Origin of the sequence: Secundilactobacillus folii (genome assembly GCF_009720675.1) — a bacterium.
In the GTDB taxonomy this organism is placed as follows: Bacteria; Bacillota; Bacilli; order Lactobacillales; family Lactobacillaceae; genus Secundilactobacillus; species Secundilactobacillus folii.
In genome coordinates, this window is sequence record NZ_WNJO01000001.1 from 86,107 (window position 1) to 110,821 (window position 24,715).

Consider the following 24,715-nt stretch of genomic DNA (forward strand, 5'->3'; position numbering starts at 1 on the left):
TAATCTGTATTTAATATGTGGGGGGGCAGTTACTTTGACAGGAAAGAATAATCTTCAACGTTTTGTCCGCGCCAATCAACGGGAGCATTATAAATCATATAAAATGGGAAAGCACTGGGTATATGCGGCTTTATTCGGCTTGACCTTTAGTGCTGGAGTGTTGCTGAATAGCGGCTTGGTGGCACGCGCACAAACGTCAACTGAACCGACGACTGCAGTGGAAGCTAATTCAACTGCCAAAACAATCAATGAGAGCGCGGCTTCAAACACTTCCTCAGCTAATACCACAGCTAATTCGACGGCGGCCAGTTCGACAGATACCGGTGCGACAAGTGCCGCTAGCGCATTATCAAGCACCAGTTCAGTTGCCGCGACAAGTACCTCGACCGCGCCAGCTTCATTTGCATCGTCTTCTAGTGCGTCTTCGTCGCAAGCGACCAGTGCTCAGCCGGGTTCTTCTGTTACCAGCAAGTCGACTGCCAGCACATTGACTGATAACCAGGTAGCGACTAAACAAGTGAATTCTACTGCGTCTGTGGCATCCCAAGTTAACCAGGTAAAAGCAACTTCTGACGCGGTCTCAACTGTTACGGCGCAAAACGCTGCAACTTCAAAATTAATCAGTGCAAAGGCTGCTGAAGACCCGGTTAGCGCTACGACAGCAACAACTGTTACAGTTGTACCAACATCAATGTCTTATCAGGGGACGTTACCGAATTTTTCAGTTGAATTTAATGGGTCATCCGGCTCGGCTTTAACCTTACCGACGTTCACGAACGCCGATTTTGATGTCGCTATTCCTAATGGAGGCAATTCAACCTTCTGGATGCAAGCTTCAATGTTAAACGCTGACGAATTAAAGCTACTAGTTCCTGGGACGTACCAAGTTGAACTGATCCCTGACGCCAAAATTGCGATTCGCAATGCTAACGCTGGGTATAGTTTGCCAGACAGTGATTTTGTGCCTGGGACTTTAACTGTCAATCAGGTATCAGCTGATGCCACTGTCGCCGATAGTCAAATGTCATATAACAGTTTCTTGCCGGACTTCACGATTGAGCAGACCAGTACTAGTGGGGTTTCATTAACACTGCCAGATCTGACAGATGCTGACTTTGAAATTCAGTTACCGGTTACTGATGATCAAGCTGGCACTTGGGTCAATGCAGCGACTTTAACAGTAGCTCAGAAGCAGACTTTAGTACCGAATAGTGCGGGGTACAGCGTGCGTTTGAACACGGATGGTGAAAATGCGGTACGAAGTGCTAATTCATCCTATAGTTTTGTTGATGGTGATTTTAATGCAGGCACTTTGAGAGTCAGTCCAGTATCTGCAACCAGCAAGCAAGCTAGTCAAGCCACCGTGAATGATAGTGAAATGGATTATAATGGCACACTGCCAACGTTTACGATTCAACAAAATGATTTGACCGGTTCGGCCCTGAATGTTGATGGCTTAACCAATGATGACTTCGATATTTTGGTTCCAGCCAATGGCAGTGCACCAGAAACTTGGGTCACTGCAAGTAGTTTAACGGACGCGCAAAAGGCAGTTCTGACTCAAGGTTATTATAATGTTCGGGTTAACGCGGCTGGTCAGGCAATCATTGCCAGCAATAATCCGGGCTACACCTTTACAGCGGCTGCTTTCCATGATGGCGCATTGCAGGTGACCCCAATTGAAGCCCAAGTGGGTGTAAATAACAGTCAAATGCAGTATGATAGTACGCTGCCGAACTTTACCGTCAAGACGGTTACATCAGATTTGAATTTGAAGATCCCAACTTTAACTAATGCCGACTTTGATGTGGCCATTCCTAATGGGGGCAACTCAACTATCTGGATTCAAGCTTCAATGTTGAGTGCCAATCAGTTAAAGACGCTGGTGCCTGGTACTTACCAAGTTGAGTTGATTCCGGACGCTGAAATTGCGATCCGGAATGCCAACCGAGGATACAGTCTAAAGGACAGCGACTTTGAAGTAGGTACTCTAACCGTTACCCAAGCATCGGCTGACGCCACCGTAGCTAATAGTCAAATGTCATATGATGGTACCTTGCCGGACTTCACGATTGTTCAGACCAGTACTAGTGGGGTTTCATTAACGGTGCCAGATTTGACAAAAGCTGATTTTGAAATTCAGTTGCAAGCCTCCGATAGTCAGACTGCAACTTGGGTGAACGCTAACGATTTAACTGAAGCTCAAAAACAAGCTTTGTTGCCTAACTCAAACGGTTACAGTGTTCGCTTGACAGCATCTGGAGAAGCTGCTGTAATGGCTGCTAATCCTAATTATAGTTTTGATAGCACAGCATTTAATGTTGGTACATTAACTGTCAATCCTGTACCAGCGACTAATAAACTTGCTAGTCAAGTTACGGTTATCGATGCTCAGATGGATTACAACAGTACCTTGCCAACGTTTACGATTCAACAAAATGATTTGACCGGTTCGGCCCTGAATGTTGACGGCTTAACCAATGATGACTTCGATATTTTGGTTCCAGCCAATGGCAGTGCACCAGAAACTTGGGTCACTGCAAGTAGTTTAACGGACGCGCAAAAGGCAGTGCTGACTCAAGGTTATTATGGCGTTCGAGTGAACGCGGCTGGTCAAGCAATCATTGCCAGCAACAATCCGGGCTACACCTTTACAGCGGCTGCTTTCCATGATGGCGCATTGCAGGTGACCCCAATTGAAGCCCAAGTGGGTGTAAATAACAGTCAAATGCAGTATGATAGTACGCTGCCGAACTTTACCGTCAAGACGGTTACATCAGATTTGAATTTGAACATCCCAACTTTAACCAATGCCGATTTTGATGTGGCCATTCCTAATGGGGGCAACTCAACTATCTGGATTCAAGCTTCAATGTTGAGTGCCAATCAGTTAAAGACGCTGGTGCCTGGTACTTACCAAGTTGAGTTGATTCCGGACGCTGAAATTGCGATCCGAAATGCCAACCGAGGATACAGTCTAAAGGACAGCGACTTTGAAGTAGGTACTTTAACGGTGATTCCAGCGCCAGCCAGCAATAGTGTGACAACGCATGCAAAAGTTCAAGACAGTGAAATGTCATACGATGGTACCTTGCCAAACTTCACGATTCAAAAAGATGCCACAGTTGGTTCAGCATTGACGGTTCCAGCTTTGACGGCGGCTGATTTTGAAATTCAGTTGCCAGCCTCCGATAGTCAGACTGCAACTTGGGTGAACGCTAACGATTTAACTGAAGCTCAAAAACAAGCTTTGTTGCCTAACTCAAACGGTTACAGCGTTCGCTTGACAGCGGCTGGTGAGGCTGCCGTTGAGGCTGCTAATCCTAATTATAGTTTTGCTGATACTGATTTCTACGCCGGCCTACTAACGGTCGAGCCAGTATCTGCCACTAATAGCTCAGTCAGCCAAGTAACGGTAAGTGACAGCCAAATGAATTATAACGGTGAATTGCCAACGTTTACGATTCTACAAAATAATCAGACTGGTTCAGCACTGGATGTTGACGGTTTAACTAATAATGACTTCGATATTCTGTTCCCGACCAATGGCAGTGCACCAGAAACTTGGGTCACTGCAACAAGTCTAACGGATACGCAAAAAGCGCTACTCACTCAGGGCGATTACAGCGTTCAAGTTAACGTGGCTGGTCAGGCAATCATTGCCAGCAACAATCCGGGCTACACCTTTACCGCTGCCGCCTTTCATGCTGGTGATCTGAAGGTTAAACCTCTGAATGCCAACGATAGTAAGACTACTCAGGTAGCTGTTGATCCAAGTTCAATGCTTTATAGGGGTACGTTACCGACCTTTAGTATTCAACCGACTGCTGATGGGATTGGTTCAGCATTGAATTTGCCGACTTTGAGCAATGCCGATTTTGATATTGCAATTCCTAATAGGACTTCAACCACGTGGGTTCAAGCGACAAGTGTCACTGCTGATGAGTTGCAGACCCTGCTTCCTGGTGATTATGAGGTTAAGCTGACCCCAAGTGCCCAGATTGCGATTGAAAATGCAAACCGCGGTTATCGCTTTACGGAAAATGACTTCATTGTTGGCAACTTGACTGTTGATCCAGCACCAGCCAGCGATAGCGTAGATACGCAACCGTCAGTCAGTGATCAAACAATGCCATATGGCGGAGTCACGCCAAACTTTACCCTTCAACAATCAGGTTCACTTTTGACGTTACCGGCCTTAGGCAATGAGTATTTTGAAGTACAATTACCAGGAGTGGACGGTAATCCTGCTACTTGGGTAAAATTGAGCGATTTGACGCCAACTCAAAAGCAAACAATGCTTCCTGGAAACTACAAGGTTCGCTTGACCAATGCCGGCCAAACAGCAGTTCAAAATGCAAATCCAGGTTATCGCTTCGAGACGACCGATTTTCACGCTGGTACTTTAAGCGTGACAGCTGTTCCTGCAGGCAATAACCAGACAACTCAGGTGAAAGTTAACGATAGTAGTATGACCTATGGGGCTGAGATACCAACTTTGACGATTGAAACGGGCGCTAATGCAGCATATGGTTCTGGTCTAGTACCAGTGACTCTCACTAACGCAGATTTTGATATCAATATTAATGGGAGTCAGTGGGTCGCGGCAGATGCCTTGAGTACGGCACAACTGGGGGCACTGACGCCTGGAGACTATCTCATTCGGTTGAACCAAGCGGGTCAGCAAGCTGTGGAAGCCGCTAACAAGGGTTATGAATTCACGCAAAATGATTTCTTGCCTGGTACACTTGACGTGACGCTAAACACGACAACTGACACTTCTTCAGGTGATAATTCTGGCTCGTCAATTACTACGGGTACGACAGGAACGACTAGCTCAACTGGCACAACGGGTGAGACACAGTCGGGCTCAGCCAGTGGTCAAAATCAGATTAGTTCGCACTTAACCGGCGCCAATTCCAATTCTAATGGCAGGAACACAATCTCAACAGATGTCAGTGGTGCAAATGTCAAGGTATCTAGCACCACGAACTCAAACACGCCGGCGTCAAATGAATCGCTAGGAAGTGCGGCTGAATCAAAGTTGTCAGCAGAGAATGCTACTGTAACCAGGACGGCTGAATATGCAGTTCGAACACGTTCAACGACCTCGACTAACAAGCAAGCACAGACCAGAAAATTGCCACAGACGAATGAGCAACGGAATTCATCTGTACAACTTGGCCTCAGCTTAATAAGTTTGTTGACCCTGTTTGGCTTCTTAGGTAAACGTCGAAAAAAGGAAAATGAACGGTAATCAATTGATTTGTGGCAATAAAAGAACTCTGAACCTAAAATGATTCAGAGCTCTTTTTGTCTGGGATCACATTCTAAAACTTAAAGTAGCCACGAAAGCCGCGCCACTGCTGATTAACTTGTTTATTTTGATTCTGATAATAAAAACCGTTACCAGTTAAAGGGGGCTGACGTTTAAACTGATTGAGCAGGGCAGCTAAGACGTGGTGTTGGGTGTCGGTACCATCACCAAACAAACGGTACTGCCAGTTTGGCAGCCGTCCAGCACGGTCCTGCCAGCCGTAACGCAGGCGAAATAACTGACGTTGACTTGGTTGGATCACTAACACGTCCCAAGCACCAATCGACTGGGAATCCAAGCGTGCACTTTTGCGCCGATTGGTAATATCGCTGGTCGTTGTGACCCAGTTGATACCGTCTTGTTTCGACCAGTCATCAACGTGGGTGTGAGCGGACATGACCGCAATGATTTGCTGCCGGTGGGCGACAATGGTTTGATAGGCTCGAGCGTAATCGCCCTGCTGGTTGTTAGCAAACCAGTCGTAGGTCCAAAAGGGGGTAACGGCTTGCCTATCAGTGGCGGACCGTAACGAGTCATGCGTAAAAATGATGGCTTGTTCATCTGGTGCTAACTGATTTAAGGTTTTGATCAGCCAATTAACCTGCTGAGTCGTGATTCGAGAACGGCTATGCCGAATATTCTGTAGAATACCGGTCCAGTGAATGCCATTTGGTCGGTCGTGGTAATTACGGTCAAAATAGGTCTTAGAACTTGCGTCGCGAATATCAAAGGTATTGAGCATGATTAACGTGACATCGGTACCAGGCACCCTGTATTTGCCATAAAATTGATTTTCTGTATCCAACAAGTTCTCCCACTGAAGGTCATGAAGTTTTCTTTCCGTGGCTTCAGTCATGACTTGTTCGTTTCGTAAGCCATTCAGGTAACGACCAAACCCCGAGTTATCATCATGGTTTCCCTGGGTGATGAAGGTGGGAACGTGACTTTCATGCAGCGCTGCTACGGCGTCTGCGGTATCAATGATGGTGCGGTTTAAGATTTGATTTCCGTCCACTAAGTCGCCATTCATCACGACCGCATCAAAACGTTGAGTCTTTGCAAAGTGAGCCATCAGTAACAGATCGTGTAATGGCCGCTGCGAGTCTGAGGATTGGCGCGCATCATAATGGGTGTCATTGATCAGACCGACAACGATACTATCAGTAGTTCGCACCTGATTTAACTTTAATTCTAATCGCGAAAGGGCTTTTTTTTCGGCGGCCGTCGCGTTTAAAAGTAAATGCTGGTGCGACGCCTTGGTAAACGACCAGGGCTGAACTAAATGGGTGACACTCTTTGAACCGGTAATTTCATAGCCATATTCATTTTCGTGATTCGGAAAACGAGTCATGAATGGTACGTAATATGGTCGGCCAGTAACCATCAATTGCAACCATCCACGATGAGGATCAACTAATTTTCCACTGTAGTTAACGATGCTCCCACGGTCTAGACGACCAACGATTGTTGAATTTAAATCCGGCAGTTGGTATACCTTCACCAGTCGTTTAGTGAAGCAATAAACGCCATGCATCTTGAACAATTCTGGAACCTTGGACTGCTCCAGGACGGGTGGTTTAAATCGTTGATCTGTCAAAATACCAAATCGGTGGCCCGTTATTTGATTCAATAATGGTAGAAAGCCCGAATCGGTTTGAATGTATTGAATCCCTCTATATGTATGGATTCTGCTATATACAATAGAATGACCTGTATATAGCAATTTATGCTTTTTGGTGATTGCTGTCCATTCAGGAAGCTGGCGAAAGTGCAGTGTTTCGGCAGCCACAAAGTATTTCTGACCTGTTCTTGCGATGACGGGTATTGGTCGGTTTCGGGTTTGTTTTTCATTTTTTGCTGGTGTTTTTGTGCCCCAAATTGGGTTCAGATCATTGCCGGCTAATTTTTGCCGGTAGTCGGCGACATTCAGGTACTCATTTTCAACAATCAACCAGAAATGACCATCACTTTTCAGTTTCCCCTGGTACGATATCATTTTGTTTTTAGGGTAGATTCGAACTCGTTTGCTGATTAGATTTGGCGCTTTTCGACTCACCAGAAAGTGACTGGGAATGAACCATCCAGCCAGGGTAAGTTTTTGACCATCAATCAAGTTGCTGGTAAAGTTGCGCTGTCGTTCTTTCATTGAAGTCACCGCCGTTCATAAATTACGTATGTTATAATCATGTTATGGAATCTGCGGGCTGTCAACCTTTCTGTAAATACAAGAAGGGAGACTGCTCGCTAAAAAGGAGTTTTTTGAATGCATTCAGATTTAGCCTATCAGATTCAAGACCTAGCGTCTTTTGCTCCGGTCACAGCATTTTGTTTTGACCGCGATACCTGCTATGTCGCCCAAACTGATGAGCAAGATACCATTATTACGCCGTGTCGTTTAAAGCCTAAACAATACCTAGCCGTCGCTGATAATCAAATGAGCTTTCGACTTCAGCAACTTAGCCGCGTCAACAGTTTATCGCTGGTTCATGGCGCCCCAAAATTAACGGTGGTTGTTAGTGGCCAACCCGTTACTAAAACTGGTGAAGTTGGCTTACCAGAGTTTCGCTGGATAACCATTGATCTTAACAGTCAGCAACCCACACCGCGCAGTTTTCGAGTTACCCATCTAGAAGCCGCCAACATCACGGGGACGCCGCTACCAAAACCGGTTATTGGTTCCGTTTCGGCTTTGTCCAGTGACGGTCATGAACTGGCCCTTTTAGTCCTTGATCAGTCTCAGCACTTACAGGCAACCATCTATGATGTGCGCAAGATGGCTCACTTGATTTGGCAATTAACGAATCATGATGTGCGAGATATGCAGGGCGGTGATCTGCATATCATGGCGACCGCCTATCAGTCATTTAAACCAACTGCTAAGCAACTAGCCCCAGAAACGATTGGCAGTATTCAAAGCATTGCATTTTCAAATGGCCGCGCGCTTTACGCTACAAAGAGCCACGGTGATCAACGGGCAATCAGCAAAGGTTTTTGGCTCTTGAAAAACGGTTTTCATGATCTGTCTTTAGATGACGTCTCTCAAGAGGCAACGCTAACTGGCATTCAGTTGCAGGGTGAAGCCGTTTATTTTGTGGTTGCACAGCCAGCTGACGATGGCAAAACTAACAATCAAATTCGGCAGGTTTCAAAGTCAAATTGGAACTAGGCGGTTTTGACCGCTCACGTTAACAGTTTTTGAACGGTTCAAATCAGTGCTAGAAGTAGTGCGGTTCCCCACCGCACGCTTTTTAATTTGTAATCAGGCTAGTTTTAAGGTGCGTGACAAATAATCAGCTAAACCATCATGATCGTTATCAAGCCTTGTTACATCGTCAGCAATGGCTTTCAAGTGGACGGTTGCATTTTGCATGGCGACCCCTTGTCCAGCGTAGGCAATCATTTCATTGTCATTATGTTCGTCGCCAAAGGCAATGACGTTTTGGCGTTCAACGTGATAGAAGCTAGCTAGACGTTTGAGCCCAACCGCTTTTTGAACCCCCTTAGCGCCAACTTCCAAGACACTATTAGGACCGCCCCAAGGTGCCACATCAACCGCGGAACCAAAGCTTTGTTCAATGTAGTTTTGGAGCTTCTTTTGGCTCGAGCGAGCAACTGCAATTGTCATGCTGGTCGGATCTTGATTCAGGGAAGAGGCAGTTAGTTGTTCATCCGCTGTTAATACCGCCGGGAAGAACCCCACCTGCGTCGGTGCAGTCTGATGAGCTAAAAACAGGTGCTTGCCCTCTGCAGCGACCATCTGAATCTGGAAATCATGTTGATGATTTAAGACATCTAAAACAATCTCTCGGTCAAACGTATATTGGTATTCGCGCGCCCAGTGTCGGTGAGGGACGTGACCAAGGCTACCATTGAAATTGATCATTGGACTGGTCAAACCAAGTCGATCATAATAGGTTTGTGACAGCCGGTTAGGTCGACCGGTCACAATGCTGACGATGTGACCAGCCTTGATGGCTGCTCGAATCGTCGTGATTGTTTTAGGTGAAAGTTCCGCATGACTGTTTAAAGTTGTACCGTCCAAATCAAGTGCAATTAGTTTTCGGGTCAAAATATGCCACATCCGTTCTTGTAAATTAACGTTCCTAATCTATCACAGATGATTAGTTTAGGGCAAGTGACCATTAAATGGAAATTGACAGGCAGAAACGCTAGTATTGACAGTTTTAAGGGGTTCTTGAACGGTGTTGCTGACCTGACAAACATAAATCTTTACCGAAACTTTAATCAGGGCCTTGATTGACCGGTAAACGATGAAAAGGTATACTGCTTTCAGATTACCTGAATGGATTGAAAGGAATGAATCATGGAATTACCAGCTGCATTTAAAACTAAATATAAATCATTATTAGGCAGTGAAGCTGACGCCTTCTTTGCAAGCTTCGATGAACCGGAAAATAACGGGTTTCGACTCAATCCGCGTCGTGACAGGCCAGCTGATCTCGATCTTAGCGATCCGATCCCATATACTGAATGGGGCTACTACGGCAAAGTTAGTGGCAAAAGCCTTGACCACCAAAGCGGTGCAGTGTACAGCCAGGAACCGAGCGCCATGTTTGTCGGTGAAGTGGCTCATCCTAAACCTAATATGCGAGTTTTAGACCTCTGTGCATCACCTGGCGGCAAGACCACTCACCTGAGTAGTTTTCTGCAACAGAGTGGGATGCTGGTCAGTAATGAGATCATGGGCAAACGGGCCAAAATTTTAGCTGAAAATACTGAACGTTTTGGACTTCAGAACACGCTAGTTCTGAATGAAGATCCAGCGCATATTGCAAAAAACTTCACTGGTTTCTTTGATCAAGTTTTGGTTGACGCGCCGTGTTCTGGCGAGGGTATGTTTCGAAAGGATCCTGACGCAATGGCATACTGGTCACCGGATTACGTGGAGGCCTGTGCCAAACGGCAAAGGGAGATCCTAACTGAAGCGGTCAAAACTTTAAAGCCAGATGGTGAGTTGATTTATTCGACTTGCACTTTTTCACCAGAAGAAGATGAACAGATCATCGCTTGGTTACTCTCAACATACCCACAATTTGACATGGTGCCAATCAAAAAAACGGCCGGGATCATTGATGCTAAGCCAGAGTGGGCAAACGGTGATGAGCGATTGAAAAATGCTGCCCGTTTATTCCCGCACCTGATGCGTGGGGAAGGTCATTTTGTTGCCAAGTTACGGCTCACAGCCCCCATTGAAGAAGCGGGTTACTCACGACGACAGGAGTCAAACGTCAGCCGAGACCAGTCAAACTTATTTGCCGATTTTGCGAAGGAAAATCTCCAGTTTAAGGTTGATTCCCATCAGTTAATGGCGTTTGGTGATCAACTTTATGTGATGCCAAAGGGGACGCCGCCATTGAACCATTTGCGTGTCGTTCGACCAGGACTGCACTTGGGAACCTTGAAAAAGAAACGGTTCGAACCAAGTTACGCCTTAGCTTTAGCACTTGATCGAGGACAGTTTGCTCACGAAACTGAAATTGATCTTGACGACTGGAAAAAGGTCGTTCATGGTGAGATCTTTAAGCGCAACGATTTGCCGATTAAAAAGGGCTGGGTACGTTTGTTTTGTAGACATCAACCGGTGGCGTTTGGCAAAGTGGTTGACCAAACGGTTAAAAATTACTTTCCCAAGGGTTTACGGTTTATGGCTAACTAATGACGTCACCACTTAAAAAGCGTTTTGACAGCAGCTGTCAAAACGCTTTTTTGATATTTTCGATTTTTAAATTTCTAGTTTGCAGATTATTCTAACGTGATAAACCGCTGGCGGGCGAAAGCTTCTAATTCTGGTGAGTAAACCAATGATTGTTTACGTAAGTCGCGGAGTGTTTGACTGCCAGTCAACAGCATTAAGGCTTTAAAATCAGCCAGCCACTGATTTAACCACTCCAAAGTTGTGTCTTGATCCTCGTGGAGGACATGGTGCAAGATCTCACCAGCCATACCCACGAAGTCTGCGCCCATGGCTAAAGCCTTAATTGCATCTAATGGTGTTTTGATGCCGCCACTAGCAGTAATGGTCGGTCGGGTTGCTAATTTGCGCATCTCAAGCAACGATTCCGGTGTTGTCAGCCCCCAGTCATCCAGATAGACCATTTCCTTGTCTGGTCGCCGAAAGTTTTCAATTTTAGCAAAACTAGTACCGCCACGGCCACTAAGATCAACGTTTCTAACGCCAATTGCCATTAATTTTTGAACCGTTTTAGCCGTCATACCAAAACCGACTTCTTTAACGACTACGGGCACTGAAATTTTGGCGACGATTTCTGCTAATTGATCTAGCCAATAGAAATTGCGGTCGCCTTCAGGCATGATGGTCTCTTGGGCGGCGTTGATGTGAACTTGTAAAGCATCAGCCTGCACCATTTCAATGGCGGCTTGCGCATCCAAGACGCCGTGACCCGCACCTATATTTGCTAAGATGATGCCATTGGGGTCGGATCGTCGAACAACCGAAAAAGTCGTTGCTAAGTTGGGTTCTTTCAGCGCCACACTTTGAGAACCAACCGCCATTGGCAGCCCAGTAGCAGCCGCTAATTGCGCCAGGCGCGCGTTTAACTTGCCGGTCTGCTCACTGCCACCAGTCATTGCTTCGATCAGCAATGGGAAGGGGATCTTTTGGCCGTTAAATGCAGTGGTGGGGTCAATATCCGTCAAAGCCAGCTCGGGCAGGCTCTGGTGAAGAATTCGAACCTGTCGAAAACTAGTCATCTCAGCAGACTGATGAAACTTTTCTGCCAACGACACGTGTTCATCTTTTCGATGCGACTGTTTTGACGTCATGTCATCACTCCTCTACGTGGTGAACGTTAAAACTCAGCGGAATAATTTGATTATCTTTCCACTTATTGACTAATTGGTGCAAGTGTTTGTGAGCGTCAATAATGGCGATCCCACAGTCACCGCCACCAGCACCAGAAGCTTTTGCAATGCCACCAAAATCTTCGGCGATTTCACACAATCTCTTTAGTAATGGGGTCTCGATGTGGGCGTGGGTAAACTGATCAAGTTCATTCAATAAGGTTCGGTTCAATGCAATCTCCGCTTGAATAGCAGCTAAATTTTGATCTCTGAAACCCTTGATCATCCGCTTTAAGCAGGCTTTACTCTTCACTAGGAACTCCTGGTAGGCTTGCTGTTGCTTAGCCTTATTCAAGGCAACGCGGTCAACCAAGTGGGAGGTCGAAGCTGGCGTGCCAGTCCAGCCAATCAGTAAGCGGAGGTCGGCTGGCGGGGTCAGCAGTTCAATGTCTAAACCAGGCCAGTCCATTGACAGCAGCTGAGCAAAGTTATAGTGCTTTTCGGCCAGTTTCAACCAGTCGCGGTCAAAGGAATGATAGGCGATCCAGCCACCGTAAACACTCGCCGCAATATCGCCTAGTGAACCATTGCCTTGGACATCAAAGTGGGCAATTGCAGCTAATTTAAATAGTTTATCGTGATTCATTGGTAAATCATAAAATTGGCAAAGTGCTTTGATTGTTGCCACGGTTACGGCGGCGGAGGAACCTAGACCGTATTTACGCCCGTCTTGACTATCCAAGTCACTTTCGACCGTGAGATGGTAGATGCCCAGTGCCTTGCCCACCGTTTTTGCATAGTCTTCCGTAACTCGAATTGCAGACAGGATGTAGTGGAAGGGGTTGTCGCGGTTATCAAAAACCATTTCACCGTCTTCACGCCGCCAGTAAATTGAATTCTCCTGGTACTGACTTGAAACAATACTGCCAATTTGCTCAGCTTCTTCAATTTTAACCGTCACAAATTGATCCAGTGCGACGATGACCGCCGGAAATCCTGTTTCAACGACGGCATATTCGCCAGCAATATAAAGTTTCCCCGGAGCTTTCACAGAAATCAAAACATCATGTCCTTTCATTAGTAGCAATCAACATGAACCGCCCTAATTGTTAATCTTAACTATTTATTTCCTATTCAGTAATTGTGATGCCGGCACCAGGCCGGGTAACTAAGACATTATCCGGTCCGAAGCGCTTCTGAAATGCCGTTGCTATCCTGGGTGCATCCACACCCCGACAGATGATTTTAACGTTGGGACCAGCATCCATTGTAAAGTAACAATGCAAGCCTTGCAAACGTAAGTCTCGGACCATGTCCATCGCTTGAAGACTGTCAGCATTAAAGTATGTAAAACTGGGATCGGAACTTAACGTGAGTGCGTGCATCCGCATGGCATTTTGTTCCGAAGTATGGCCAAGTAGATCAAAATTGCGGTCGCTAATGGACCGTTTGACGGTTGCAAAATCAGTTTTGCTGGTGGTGATCCAAGCCGGATAAAAGGGACTGGTTTCAACTGCTAAACGCATACCCTGGCGACTTGAAATTTTCTTTTGCTGCTTGGCAAGAACCAGCGCTACGATTGCAATGTCCCAGTCAGGATTTTCATCGATTGGATAGGCGAAAGAAGTTGCGTCATCGTGTCCCTGTTGCCAAGCAACGAAGCCACCGTAGATCGATCGTGTAGCTGAACCAGATCCGCGCCGGGCTAATCGCGATAACTCTCGTCGACTGAGCTTTAAGCCAGCTGCGCGACTGGCTGCGCCCGCTAATGCTGCGAATCCAGAGGCGGAAGAGGCAAGTCCAGCCGAAGTCGGCACGTGGTTATGAGTGACGACTTTAGCACGTTCAGAAACGCCGGCAAGTTGTCGGACACCGTCTAGAAAACGCCGAATTTTAAGACTAGCCTGATCAGCAAGTCTTTGCTGGTCGAAGGTGACCTCATCGTTAGTTAGTGAGGGTAAAAATTGAACGCTGGTCTCACTGTAAAATTCGTCCAGGGTGATCGACAAGCTGTCGTTTTGTGGGATGATCAACTGTTGATCTAACTTGCCCCAGTACTTGACCAGTGCGATATTTGTATGTGCTTTTGCCGTAATCGGATGCGATGCAATTGCCATTATTTTGATTCCTCACTTATCAAAGGTTGAACCCATGATTGGGTAACGCCTGAGTTGGCTAAGGCCACCCGGATGCGGGCTGCCGAAGACTCGTCGGCAGCAAGGCAGATCATGCAACCGCCCATCCCGCCACCAGTCAGCTTAGCGCCTAGTGCGCCATTTTGGTTGGCCAAAGTAATCATTTCGTCAAGCTTGGGATGGCTAACCCCTAAGCGCGCTAATAAAGTTTGCGCGCGGTTAAAAATCGTACCTAGGCGGATCAACTGGTCATTTGCCAGTGCGGATTTAGCGCCATAAGTCAAGTGGCCTAGTTCGTTAATAATTGGTGTGGCGACCGCTGGTTGTGCCCGTCGCAGATCAGCAACGGCCTTTACCGCCTGACCAGTTTGTCCGTGAATGCCGCTATCAGCAACCACCAAATAACCATGCAGGTGAAAGGGCAGCGAAACCGGTTCCTCACCAGTAATAAACCAGATCGGATCTTGAGCACTAGCCGTCGCCACGTCAATGCCACTTGGATTACCATGAATAATTCGTTCCGAAATGTCTGCGTCCGCTAACAGTTGGTCGTGTGAAAGCGGCTGTTCAACAAACTGGTACAGTGCCCGAATGATAGCAACCGCGGTGGCTGCAGACGAGCCCATGCCCCGTTCGGCAGGTAAGTGACTGGTAATATCCAGTGTGAAGCCACCGTGAAAAGTGAACTGCTTCAGCAAAACGTCAATGAGGTGGTTGATTCCGTAAAGCGAGGCGGGTGCATCCTGACGGGGGCCTTGATAGTAGCGACTGACCAGTTGCTGCTGCCCGTCTTGACGGGCAGTCAGCGTGGCGCTTTCACGTACAGCAGGCAGTGGCAGAGCAATTGCGGGCTGGTGGTAAACGACGCTATGCTCACCGATAAGAATAATTTTGGCATGACTGCTGCCGCTGACTGGTGATTGCACGATTTTGACTTCCCTTCGATCCCTGTATGATGAGTTGCTAAACTCACTGAGTATTGTACTGTAATAATTCAAACACATGGTATCATACGACAATTAGCCTATTGATACAAGAAATAGCCGGATTTGAAACCGTAAAAATAGCGAATTTTAATGCTTTATTAAGAATAATCATTTTATTGAAGCCGACGCGACAAGCTTCAGCAACTAATGCCCATCTTTAGGCTCGCAGTGATAGGGCGTTAAATACCATCTGAAAAGGCCGACCTTAAGCGACACTACCGTCACGTGGGTAAGTGTAGTATTATTGAACAAGGAAAAGATCATACAGAATTTGGTGAAATTTAATGGATGCAAATACTATCTATGCCGTCGTTGACATTGAAACGACTGGCACCAACGTTGCTGAAGGCAACCGAATAATTCAGTTTGGGTGCGTGCTGGTCCAAAATGGGGCAATCATTAACCACTTTAATACCGACGTGAACCCTCAGACTTCAATTCCACAATCAATTCAAGCCTTGACGGGCATTACTGAAGCCCAGGTTAAACGGGCGCCGCTTTTTGATGATGTGGCGGGTTCAATCTATAGCCTCTTGTCAGACACCGTTTTTGTCGCTCATAACGTGAACTTTGACTTTCCGTTTGTGAATGCTGAACTTGAACGAGTGGGATATCCCACCCTAAATATTCAAGCCATTGACACGGTGACTTTGAGTCAAATCCTCCTCCCGACGGTTCCCAGTTATCGCCTACACGACTTAACTCAGTACTTAAATATTACTCATAATCATCCGCATTCAGCTAACGATGATGCACTGGTAACTGGTCAATTACTGATCGTTTTGTTTCAGCGGATGTTAAAACTGCCAATTATCACCCTGCAACAAATGGTGGCTGAAGATGCCGATCTACCGCAAAATACGGCTGACGTTTTCAAGTGGGGACTGGCTGAAGTGCGTAAACATCCCGGCAGCTTACCGGACTTTATGTACGTGTCAAACGGTTTGGCTTTGCGAAAAACGCCGGTCTTAACGTCAACTGATGACCGTGACTACACGTACCCGAGGACCAAGAAAAACAAGTTAAAACGGTTTCCCAAACACTTTGAGTGGCGGGCTGACCAAGCAAAGATGATGAACCTGATCTACCGCCAGTATACGGATCAAGACACGGCTGACCAGCCGTTGATCGTCGAAGCACCAACTGGGACCGGCAAAACGCTAGGCTATGCACTACCGATGGCTTATCTGGCTCAAAAGTATGATAAGCAAGTTGTCATCGCTACTGATACAGTGCTCCTGCAAAATCAGCTCATGACGCAAACAATGCCACTACTAGAACGGATGCTGCCGTTTGAGACTCACGCTGAAGTGGTTAAGGGCAATGGGCATTACCTGGACCTTTCACGCTTTAAAGTGTCACTGAGTCAGGCGGATCATTCCAAGCAGACCCAGTTGATCAAATTACGCTTACTCGTTTGGTTGACCCAGACTACAACTGGTGATTTGGACGAACTGCATTTTAAAAATGAACCGCCTTACTTGGATGGTGTTTACCACCACGGACTGGACGATTTATCTGAGACCGATCCGTTTTACGAGGACGATTTCTTGCGCCGGCTTTATAAACGGTTGGCTTATTCGCGTTTTATTATTGTGAACCACGCCTTTTTGATTCAACACGCTGCTTTGCTGGGCGATAATTTTAACCGGCCATACCTCGTCGTGGACGAAGCACAACACCTCGCTGACTACGCACTGAAGACCCAACGACAAAAATTTGATTTTCAGGTTTCGTTGGCGACCGCGCGTCGGCTAATGGACCAGCTTAATCCGGAAAATGAGTATGGGCTGACGGTTGCTACCCAGGGCATGGCCATTAATGACCAATTGAACACGGTCTATCGGTGGCTGATCGAATTTCATCGCCAGCTACGCGCGTTGAGCGACTATCTGATCAGTCGGTTTAAAGATCAGTTCGGTGGCAAATTCAGTACGGCTTACAAGGAGATCGTGATCTCTGAAGACGATTGGACTGCCTTCCTTGAGCAACGGTCTGGACTCTTTGAACAGCTTGACATTCTCGTTGGCAAATTCCAGACCCAGCTCAGCGACATCACGGCCACGTTTTACAAACAGTCGAATCGGTGGCTAAAGAGCGACGAAGAATTGTTTATGCGCTTTTCGCATGCTTTGACCGCTTTGACGGATGCGTGGCAGACACTGATTGCCATTCGAAGGGCTCCCCAGCATGAACAGGCTGGCGGTGGCAGCTACCTTTATTGGTTGACCATAAGCAGTGATTTGTCCCATATTATGGTCGCGTCCAATTTGATGACGGTGGCTGGTTTCTTATCCCAGCGCGTTTACGACCATTTTCAGGCGCCAACTTTCACCGGCGCGACGCTTTTTTCATCCAATCGGTCACAGTACTTATACGACCAACTGGACTTAGACCGCAGTAGTGTCAAAATGCGGCGGCTTAAGTCGGACTTTGATTTTAAGACCCAGGCCAAGTTGTACATGACTAACGATGCCCCGGATATTCGTGATGATGAGGCGTACAATCAGTACGTTTCGGAGACGCTGATCAAGACTTTGACGCGGATCAACCGACCGACACTGGTGCTGTTTAACTCGCTTTCGGCCATTGAAGCCGCCTATGAAAGTCTAACCGAAGCGATCCATCCGCGTGAACGGTTAATTTTAGCTCAGGGTATCTCCGGCTCGAAAGACAAATTGATCAAGCGGTTTATGGATGAAGATAACGCGGTGTTATTGGGTGCAGCCAGTTTTTGGGAGGGCATCGATTTACCACAGGAAAAATTGCAGCTCTTAATCATTGCTCGGCTACCGTTTGATTCACCAGATCAGCTGGAAACCAGGGTTCAGTACGCTCGCATGAAAGCTGAGGGAAAGAATCCGTTTTACAATTTATCGTTACCAAAGGCTACTTTGCGGCTTCGGCAGGGGATCGGCCGCTTGATTCGAACTCGTCAAGATTATGGGGCGGTGATCGTCTTGGATAGCCGGTTAGTGACCAGGCATTATGGTCAAACGATATTGAAGACGTTACCGGCCAGTTTGCCTACCATGGCAGGCCAGGTGCCACAATTATTGAGCGATATCACAAAATTCTTTAAAAAACACAAAAGTAACGGTCACGACGGGTAAGTCTTTGATATAATTGTTGGCAGTGACAACTGAAGGAAGGCGCGTTAAGAAACATGAGAAGAGAACATGCAAGTCACCGTCGATTAAGCAACCGCATTATTTGGACGGTGCTCGGTGTCATTTTAGTTTTGATCATTGCCACTGTGTGGGGTGTTCATCATGCTACGGCGCCGGTCAATCAAGCTAAAACGCAGTCGATCTCGATTGCTAAAAAGTACGCGGGGTTAAAAACGAGCAACGGTTTTTACTGGACGAATCTAAACGCCACCTACTACACGGTTGCGGGAACCAATCAGCAAAATAAAGCCGTTTACATTATTGTGCCGCAAAAGGGCGGTCACGTTCGCGTGCTTAACCAGAGCAGCGGTATGACACGTAACCAAGCACTCAGTCAGGTCTGGACAAAACATAAGCCCCAAAAAGTCTTATCAGCGGCGCTCAGTGTGTTCAATAATCGGCCAGCCTGGATCATTAGCTACATGAATCAAAAGGGCCAGCTCTGTTACGAAACACTGAGCTTTAAGTCGGGCAAAGTATTACAGTCGATTGAGAACATTTAGCCAGGCGGGGAGGCCATTGAAATGAAAATTTCCAAACGGAGTCAAGAGATTCAACCATCAGCGACAATGAAAAGTTCGGCGCAGGCTAAAAAGATGATTGCCAATGGCATTGATGTGATTAATTTGGGCATTGGGGAACCCGATTTTGAAACCCCCAAGAACATCGAACAAGCTGCCATCGAAGCTATTAAAGGTGGTAAAGCCAGCTTTTACACGCCATCGGCCGGATTACCAGAACTGCGAACGGCAGTTGCCAACCGAACCTCGCAAGACTACGGTTTGAACAACTTAAGAGCCGAAAATATCGCTATCACGACGGGTGCCAAGATGGCACTTTATAGCGTTTTTCAGACCATTTTGGACCCCGGTGATGAGGTCTTGTTGCCAGAACCATACTGGGTCAGCTATTCAGAACAGATTAAGCTGGCCGGTGGGGTCCCCGTGCCAGTTGTGGTAGGCGATAGTTTTAAAGCCACGCCAGCAGATCTGGACAAGTATTTAACCGCTAAGACGGTTGCTCTTGTGCTGAACAGTCCGGCTAATCCAACTGGTGTGATTTACGACCAAGCTGAGTTAAGCGCACTTAACAGTTGGACAAAACAGCATGATTTAATGGTCGTTACGGATGATATCTATGGTCAGTTGACGTATAACGGGGCAACCTTTACTTCAATCGCGCAATTATCAGAGCAGTTAGATCCACGAATCATTATTATTAATGGTGCCAGCAAAACGTATTCAATGACCGGTTGGCGGATGGGTTACGTTGTAGCTGACGCCGAGTTGATCAGTAAGATTTCAGCCTTCTTGTCCCACGCGACTGGCAATCCAACCGCGGTCAGCCAGTATGCGCTGGAAGCCGCTTTGTCGGGTGATCAAAGCCAAGTTGAGGTGATGCGCCAGGCGTTTGAAACTCGGCTCAACACGATCTATCCGTTACTGACAGACATTCCTGGTTTTCGCTTGCCAATCAAGCCGAAGGGTGCCTTTTATCTGTTTCCGGACGTTAGCGAAGCACTTAAATTATCGGGGATTAAAACGACTGGTGAACTGGTCAGCAGATTATTGAATGAGGCTCACGTTTCACTTGTGGACGGGACTGCATTCGGCGTTGATAACCATGTCCGCATCAGTTACGCTACCGATCTGGATTCATTAAAAACAGCTATGGCTCGAATCAATACATTCATGGTACAATTTAAAGACTAATCATTTATTGGGGGTTACATCGTGCAACAGATTAACATCATTGACGCAAAGGATCACGTTGACGAAAAGGTGAAGATTGGCGTTTGGCTGACTAACAAACGTTCCAGTGGTAAGATTGCTTTTTTGCAGCTTCGTGACGGAACGGCCTTTTTCCAGGGAGTCGTTTTGAAGAATAACGTATCGGAGGAAGTTTTCGAACTTGCTAAGGAATTAAAGCAGGAAAGCAGCATGTGGATCACGGGTGTGATCCACGAGGATAGCCGTTCAAAGTTTGGCTATGAAATTGCCGTTGAAACCATTGAGGTGATCGGTGAAAGTCATGACTATCCAATCACGCCAAAGGAACACGGAATCGATTTCTTAATGGATCACCGTCATCTATGGTTACGTTCATCTCGTCCGCACGCTACAATGATCATTCGTAACGAGCTGATTCGGGCAACTTACGAATTCTTTAACAAGGAAGGCTTTACTAAAATCGACGCACCCATCTTGACTGGGAGTGCGCCAGAAGGGACAACTGACCTCTTCCACACGGAGTATTTTGACCGGGACGCTTACCTGTCTCAGTCAGGTCAACTCTATGAAGAGGCTGGGGCGATGGCCTTTGATAAAGTGTTCTCGTTTGGCCCCACTTTCCGGGCTGAGAAATCAAAGACTCGGCGTCACTTGATTGAATTTTGGATGATCGAACCAGAAATGGCCTTCATGCACCAAGAGCAAAGCCTTGAGATTCAGGAACGCTACATTGCTTTCCTAGTTCAAAGCGTCATTGATCACTGTGCGGATGCGTTAGAAACGCTGGGTCGAGACATTGAGACACTCAAGAAGTACACCCAGTTGCCTTATCCGCGAATCAGTTATGATGAAGCCGTCGAATTATTGAAGCAAAACGACTTTGATGTTGATTGGGGTGTGGACTTTGGTTCACCAGAAGAAACTTTCCTGGCCGATCATTTTAGCCAACCGGTTTTTGTACTGAACTATCCGAAGTCAATCAAGCCATTCTATATGAAGCCACATCCAACTCGCGATGATGTCGTTATCTGTGCTGATTTATTGGCACCAGAGGGCTATGGTGAGATTATCGGGGGTTCTGAGCGGGCCACTGACTATGATTACCTCTATGATCAAATCGTCAAAGCTGGTTTAGATCCTAAAGAGTACGATTGGTACTTGGATCTCCGGCGGTATGGCAGTGTGCCTCACTCCGGATTTGGACTGGGACTGGAACGGGCAATTACTTGGATCACAGGTGAAGACCACGTTCGAGAAGCAATTCCGTTCCCACGTTTGCTAAACCGCATTTACCCGTAAATTAAATGACATCTACGTTTCAACTCGAAACTTCTCCAAAACCGAATCTGGGTACTGGGGAAGTTTCTTCACTTTCCGAAGGGAGGAGTCAGGATGGATTCATTTGCAGCTGACCTACTTAAAACGGGCAATACCACAGTTGCCACGTTATTAGTGCAGCATTATCGTGAACTTGGTATGAGCAACACTGAGTTCTTGATCTATCTGCAAATTAAAAGTTATACTGACCGGGGCGTGAGTTTTCCTCAAACTGATACCATCGCCAAAGCGATTGGCTTGTCAAATAACCAGATTTTCCAAGAATTACACACCATGATTGCGAAGCATTTGATGCAGATCAACACGGTGCAAAAACCGGGTCAGTTAGCGCGCGATTCTTATGATTTCACACAGCTTTATGAAAAATTGGCTCAGTTTGTGAAGACTGCCAAAACTGAAGCGGTCACGGAAGAAACTGACAACGCGCGGGAGACTATTTTTAACCAAATTGAACAAGAATTTGGCCGTCCGCTGTCACCCATCGAGCTAGAAACCATTTCACAGTGGCTAGATGAGGATCACTATCAACCAGAAATAATTCGCTTAGCACTGAGAGAAACCGTTCTGAGCCAGGCGTTCAGTTTAAAATACATGGACCGAATTCTTCTAACATGGCAAAAAAAGCATTTGACTACGCCTGAGCAGATTCAAAAGGACCGTAATCAACGGCAGCAAAGTCAAGCTGATCATTCCCAAGCGGTTAAGAAAAAGAAGACTAACGATCTACCTGATATTCCAATGTTTAAAATTGGTGAAGATTCGCAGCAACACCCCTCAAAATAACCGGCCTAGAGGTACAACAAAAGCGCCAATTGATTGGAAAATCAATTGGCGCTTTGTTGTGTGGCTTTACGGTTTATAACAATCAACTACTGACTAGATCGCGTTGAATTGGCAGTACTACCGGAATTACCAGTATTATTGGTGTTGCTGTTCGTGTTGCTTTGCGTTCTCGACGAACTTTCAGAAGTCTTGGAACTAGTGGTGTTGGTATCGCTGTTATTATTATTGCCACCATTGCCACTACCACCAGTTGGTCGTTGTTCAGTTGAAACTGATGAACTTTCACTAGAACTGGTCGTCTTGGTCGAACTACTGTTGGTGTTGGTATTGGTGTCGTTGCTGCCTGAGCGGTCACCACTGTTGGTACTGCTGCTGTACCCCGAGTCGTTAGTTGCCGTGTTAGCATCGCCAGGGTAGCCTTTGACGTAGTACTCAGTAACGTTATTCCGCCGGGTAGCAACCACATCGCTAGGAGCCGTCCAGTTAGTGTTACTTGCATTTTGTTGCGCGTAACTCATCTCAGCTCGATAAATCTGCTGGGCGATCTCAGTTTCTGATTGTGTAATGTAGTGACCAGTCTGGAACTGTTTATCATAACCGGTCCAAACCGACAGGGAATAGTTCTTTGTGTAGCCAGTCATCCATGAATCCATGGCAGAATCACTGGGAACCGATGACGCGTAATCGTCAGGATAAGCAGTAGTTCCCGTCTTACCAGCTTGATAAAGACCAGAAATGTTGGCCGCTGTCCCCGAACCGTTGCTGCTAGTCATAACACCCTTCATCATGTCAGTCAACATGAAGGCGGTGGCTGGAGACATTGCTCGCGTCCCCTTGGAACTGTAAGAATGCGATTGACCATCAGCCGTGACAACGCGGTTCAGAAGATGCGGTTTGTAGTACGTCCCGCCGTTAGCGAAGGCCGCGTAAGCAGCGGCTTCCTGCTCGGTTGAAACGTAAACGCCGATTCCGTTTTGCAGTGTCAGCTTGTCCTTAAACGTCATGCCGAGGTTACTCATAAAGTCAGTTGCTCGGTTGATCCCAACGGCGTCCAGCGTGCGAACCGCCGGAATATTTCGGGATTCAACGATGGCTCGCCGCATGGTGATCGTGCCTTCATGCTTATTATCGAAATCATTGAGTTCACGAGTTGTACCAGGATAGTAGAACTGGGTATCTTGAACCGGCTGATAGGTTGGGTATTTTAAATACTGAATCGCCGGACCATAATCAATCATTGGCTTAGCCGTTGAACCACTAGAGCGGTCCGTTTGAACAGCACGGTTTAAGCCGAAGGTGACATTACCAGTCTTTCGTCCACCAAGCATCGCAACCACCTTACCGTTATTCGGGTCAACCATGGTTGCGCCAACTTGAAACTTATTACTTGGATACTGCACGTAATTCGAGGTATTAGCAATGCTGTATAAGTGTTTTTGAGCTGACATGTTCAGATTGGTGTAGACTCGCAGACCGTCATTATTGGTATCATACCCGTTGGCTTTTAATTCAGCGTAAACTTGCTTCAGGTATGCATCAATGTACTTTTGATTCGTCATATTGATCGTGCTGACCGGGTGAGTACTTGCCAGCCCAGTTTTGACGCTGACCGCCTTAGCTGTTGCTGCTTGGCTGGAAGTGATCTGCTTATTTTTGACCATCGCATCCAGCACCTGATTTCGCCTGTAAGTTGCATATTGTGGATGGTGAATCGGGTCATAGTCGGTTGGGCTTTGCGGCATTCCTGCTAACATTGCCATTTCCGGTAAATTCAGCTTGGACAATGATTTGCCGTAGTAGTAGTGAGCAGCGGTCTGCATACCGTAAACACCGTTACCCATGTAAACCTTGTTAATGTAGAATTCCAAAATCTGCTGTTTGCTGTACTTCTGTTCGACTTTGATAGCTAGCCAAGCTTCCTGGGCTTTTCGCTTTAAAGTTTGATCGGAGCGGGCAGTTGAAAAGACGGATAATTTCACCAGTTGCTGGGTCAAAGTACTGCCACCCTGCAAGCCAAGTGAAGAACCGGTGATGTTTGACATTGCGGCTCCCAAGATCCGGATCGGGTCAACACCGTGGTGCTTATAGAAACGTCGGTCTTCAATTGAGACGACCGCGGCTTTCAGTGTGGAAGGGATATTCTTCGACTTCACGTAATCCCGGTTTTGTGCACCTAAGCGTGAAATGACGTTATTATTAGCGTCGTAAACCCGAGTTGAAGTATCACTTTCTAGTTGCGACTGGGTAATGTCCGGCGCTCCTTGAGCGTAATAGAAGAATAGCCCGGCACCGAACAGGATAGCGGCTAGGAACAAGCCCACGGCCCAAGTCAAAATTCGGCGCCAAAGATGGGGCCGTCTTGGACGGCGGCGACGTCGTGCGACTCGCGATTCTGAACGTGTCTGAGGATCAGATTGATTACTTGACATAGATA

The 24,715-nt window shown here is 46.8% G+C and carries 15 protein-coding genes; 8 read left to right on the top strand and 7 right to left on the bottom strand.

Annotation, left to right across the window (positions count from 1 at the left end):
* Nucleotides 1-34: 34 nt before the first annotated feature.
* Nucleotides 35-5,257, top strand: a complete 5,223-nt coding sequence (locus GM612_RS00475) for an MBG domain-containing protein (RefSeq protein WP_173021173.1) — start codon at nt 35-37, stop codon at nt 5,255-5,257.
* A 73-nt stretch (nt 5,258-5,330) separates the two neighbouring features.
* Here the strand turns inward: GM612_RS00475 and GM612_RS00480 are convergent, their stop codons facing one another.
* The gene (locus tag GM612_RS00480; protein ID WP_155430422.1) at nt 5,331-7,463 is read right to left on the bottom strand and encodes a metallophosphoesterase family protein; all 2,133 of its coding nucleotides are present in this window, start codon (nt 7,461-7,463) and stop codon (nt 5,331-5,333) included.
* Nucleotides 7,464-7,580: 117 nt separating this feature from the next.
* Here GM612_RS00480 and GM612_RS00485 point away from each other — a divergent pair, with 117 nt between their 5' ends.
* Complete coding sequence (locus GM612_RS00485) at nt 7,581-8,483, top strand: hypothetical protein (RefSeq protein WP_155430423.1); 903 nt, start codon at nt 7,581-7,583, stop codon at nt 8,481-8,483.
* 93 nt (nt 8,484-8,576) lie between these two features.
* On the opposite strand, the gene GM612_RS00490 is transcribed toward GM612_RS00485, so the two are convergent.
* A complete protein-coding gene (locus tag GM612_RS00490) occupies nt 8,577-9,386 on the bottom strand; it encodes a Cof-type HAD-IIB family hydrolase (RefSeq protein WP_173021174.1) in 810 nt (269 codons plus the stop codon).
* Between the two features lie 255 nt (nt 9,387-9,641).
* Here GM612_RS00490 and GM612_RS00495 point away from each other — a divergent pair, with 255 nt between their 5' ends.
* Nucleotides 9,642-10,994 (top strand): RsmB/NOP family class I SAM-dependent RNA methyltransferase, encoded by a 1,353-nt coding sequence (locus GM612_RS00495; protein WP_155430425.1) that lies wholly within the window; start codon nt 9,642-9,644, stop codon nt 10,992-10,994.
* Nucleotides 10,995-11,080: 86 nt separating this feature from the next.
* On the opposite strand, the gene fni is transcribed toward GM612_RS00495, so the two are convergent.
* From fni to mvk, 4 genes are all read right to left on the bottom strand, one after another.
* The gene (fni, locus tag GM612_RS00500) at nt 11,081-12,121 is read right to left on the bottom strand and encodes a type 2 isopentenyl-diphosphate Delta-isomerase (RefSeq protein ID WP_155430426.1); all 1,041 of its coding nucleotides are present in this window, start codon (nt 12,119-12,121) and stop codon (nt 11,081-11,083) included.
* A 4-nt stretch (nt 12,122-12,125) separates the two neighbouring features.
* Complete coding sequence (locus tag GM612_RS00505) at nt 12,126-13,199, bottom strand: phosphomevalonate kinase (RefSeq protein ID WP_155430643.1); 1,074 nt, start codon at nt 13,197-13,199, stop codon at nt 12,126-12,128.
* Nucleotides 13,200-13,269: 70 nt separating this feature from the next.
* A complete protein-coding gene (gene mvaD, locus GM612_RS00510; RefSeq protein ID WP_155430427.1) occupies nt 13,270-14,256 on the bottom strand; it encodes a diphosphomevalonate decarboxylase in 987 nt (328 codons plus the stop codon).
* Nucleotides 14,256-15,200, bottom strand: a complete 945-nt coding sequence (gene mvk, locus GM612_RS00515) for a mevalonate kinase (RefSeq protein WP_343031724.1) — start codon at nt 15,198-15,200, stop codon at nt 14,256-14,258. Before mvk ends, mvaD begins: the two co-directional genes overlap by 1 nt.
* Before the next feature lie 344 nt (nt 15,201-15,544).
* Here mvk and GM612_RS00520 point away from each other — a divergent pair, with 344 nt between their 5' ends.
* The 5 genes from GM612_RS00520 to GM612_RS00540 all read left to right on the top strand — a co-directional run bounded on the left by GM612_RS00520 (nt 15,545) and on the right by GM612_RS00540 (nt 22,281).
* Nucleotides 15,545-18,373, top strand: coding sequence for a helicase C-terminal domain-containing protein (locus GM612_RS00520; protein ID WP_155430429.1), 2,829 nt, complete (start codon nt 15,545-15,547; stop codon nt 18,371-18,373).
* A gap of 53 nt (nt 18,374-18,426) precedes the next feature.
* Nucleotides 18,427-18,933 (top strand): cell wall elongation regulator TseB-like domain-containing protein, encoded by a 507-nt coding sequence (locus GM612_RS00525; protein ID WP_155430430.1) that lies wholly within the window; start codon nt 18,427-18,429, stop codon nt 18,931-18,933.
* Nucleotides 18,934-18,954: 21 nt separating this feature from the next.
* The gene (locus GM612_RS00530) at nt 18,955-20,142 is read left to right on the top strand and encodes a pyridoxal phosphate-dependent aminotransferase (protein ID WP_155430431.1); all 1,188 of its coding nucleotides are present in this window, start codon (nt 18,955-18,957) and stop codon (nt 20,140-20,142) included.
* A gap of 21 nt (nt 20,143-20,163) precedes the next feature.
* Entirely contained in the window at nt 20,164-21,459 is a 1,296-nt protein-coding gene (gene asnS, locus GM612_RS00535; RefSeq protein ID WP_343031725.1) for an asparagine--tRNA ligase, read from the top strand.
* Nucleotides 21,460-21,552: 93 nt separating this feature from the next.
* Entirely contained in the window at nt 21,553-22,281 is a 729-nt protein-coding gene (locus GM612_RS00540; RefSeq protein ID WP_155430432.1) for a DnaD domain protein, read from the top strand.
* Between the two features lie 86 nt (nt 22,282-22,367).
* On the opposite strand, the gene GM612_RS00545 is transcribed toward GM612_RS00540, so the two are convergent.
* Nucleotides 22,368-24,710: a PBP1A family penicillin-binding protein gene (locus GM612_RS00545; RefSeq protein ID WP_155430433.1), complete on the bottom strand. Its 2,343-nt coding sequence runs from the start codon at nt 24,708-24,710 to the stop codon at nt 22,368-22,370.
* Nucleotides 24,711-24,715: the final 5 nt, after the last annotated feature.

Bases quoted from the DNA above. Each gene is read 5' to 3' on its own strand.
- GM612_RS00480 (WP_155430422.1), bottom strand. From the start codon at position 7,463: ATGAAAGAACGACAGCGCAACTTTACCAGCAACTTGATTGATGGTCAA.
- GM612_RS00485 (WP_155430423.1), top strand. From the start codon at position 7,581: ATGCATTCAGATTTAGCCTATCAGATTCAAGACCTAGCGTCTTTTGCT.
- GM612_RS00495 (WP_155430425.1), top strand. From the start codon at position 9,642: ATGGAATTACCAGCTGCATTTAAAACTAAATATAAATCATTATTAGGC.
- fni (WP_155430426.1), bottom strand. From the start codon at position 12,121: ATGACGTCAAAACAGTCGCATCGAAAAGATGAACACGTGTCGTTGGCA.
- mvaD (WP_155430427.1), bottom strand. From the start codon at position 14,256: ATGGCAATTGCATCGCATCCGATTACGGCAAAAGCACATACAAATATC.
- GM612_RS00520 (WP_155430429.1), top strand. From the start codon at position 15,545: ATGGATGCAAATACTATCTATGCCGTCGTTGACATTGAAACGACTGGC.
- GM612_RS00525 (WP_155430430.1), top strand. From the start codon at position 18,427: ATGAGAAGAGAACATGCAAGTCACCGTCGATTAAGCAACCGCATTATT.
- GM612_RS00530 (WP_155430431.1), top strand. From the start codon at position 18,955: ATGAAAATTTCCAAACGGAGTCAAGAGATTCAACCATCAGCGACAATG.
- GM612_RS00540 (WP_155430432.1), top strand. From the start codon at position 21,553: ATGGATTCATTTGCAGCTGACCTACTTAAAACGGGCAATACCACAGTT.
- GM612_RS00545 (WP_155430433.1), bottom strand. From the start codon at position 24,710: ATGTCAAGTAATCAATCTGATCCTCAGACACGTTCAGAATCGCGAGTC.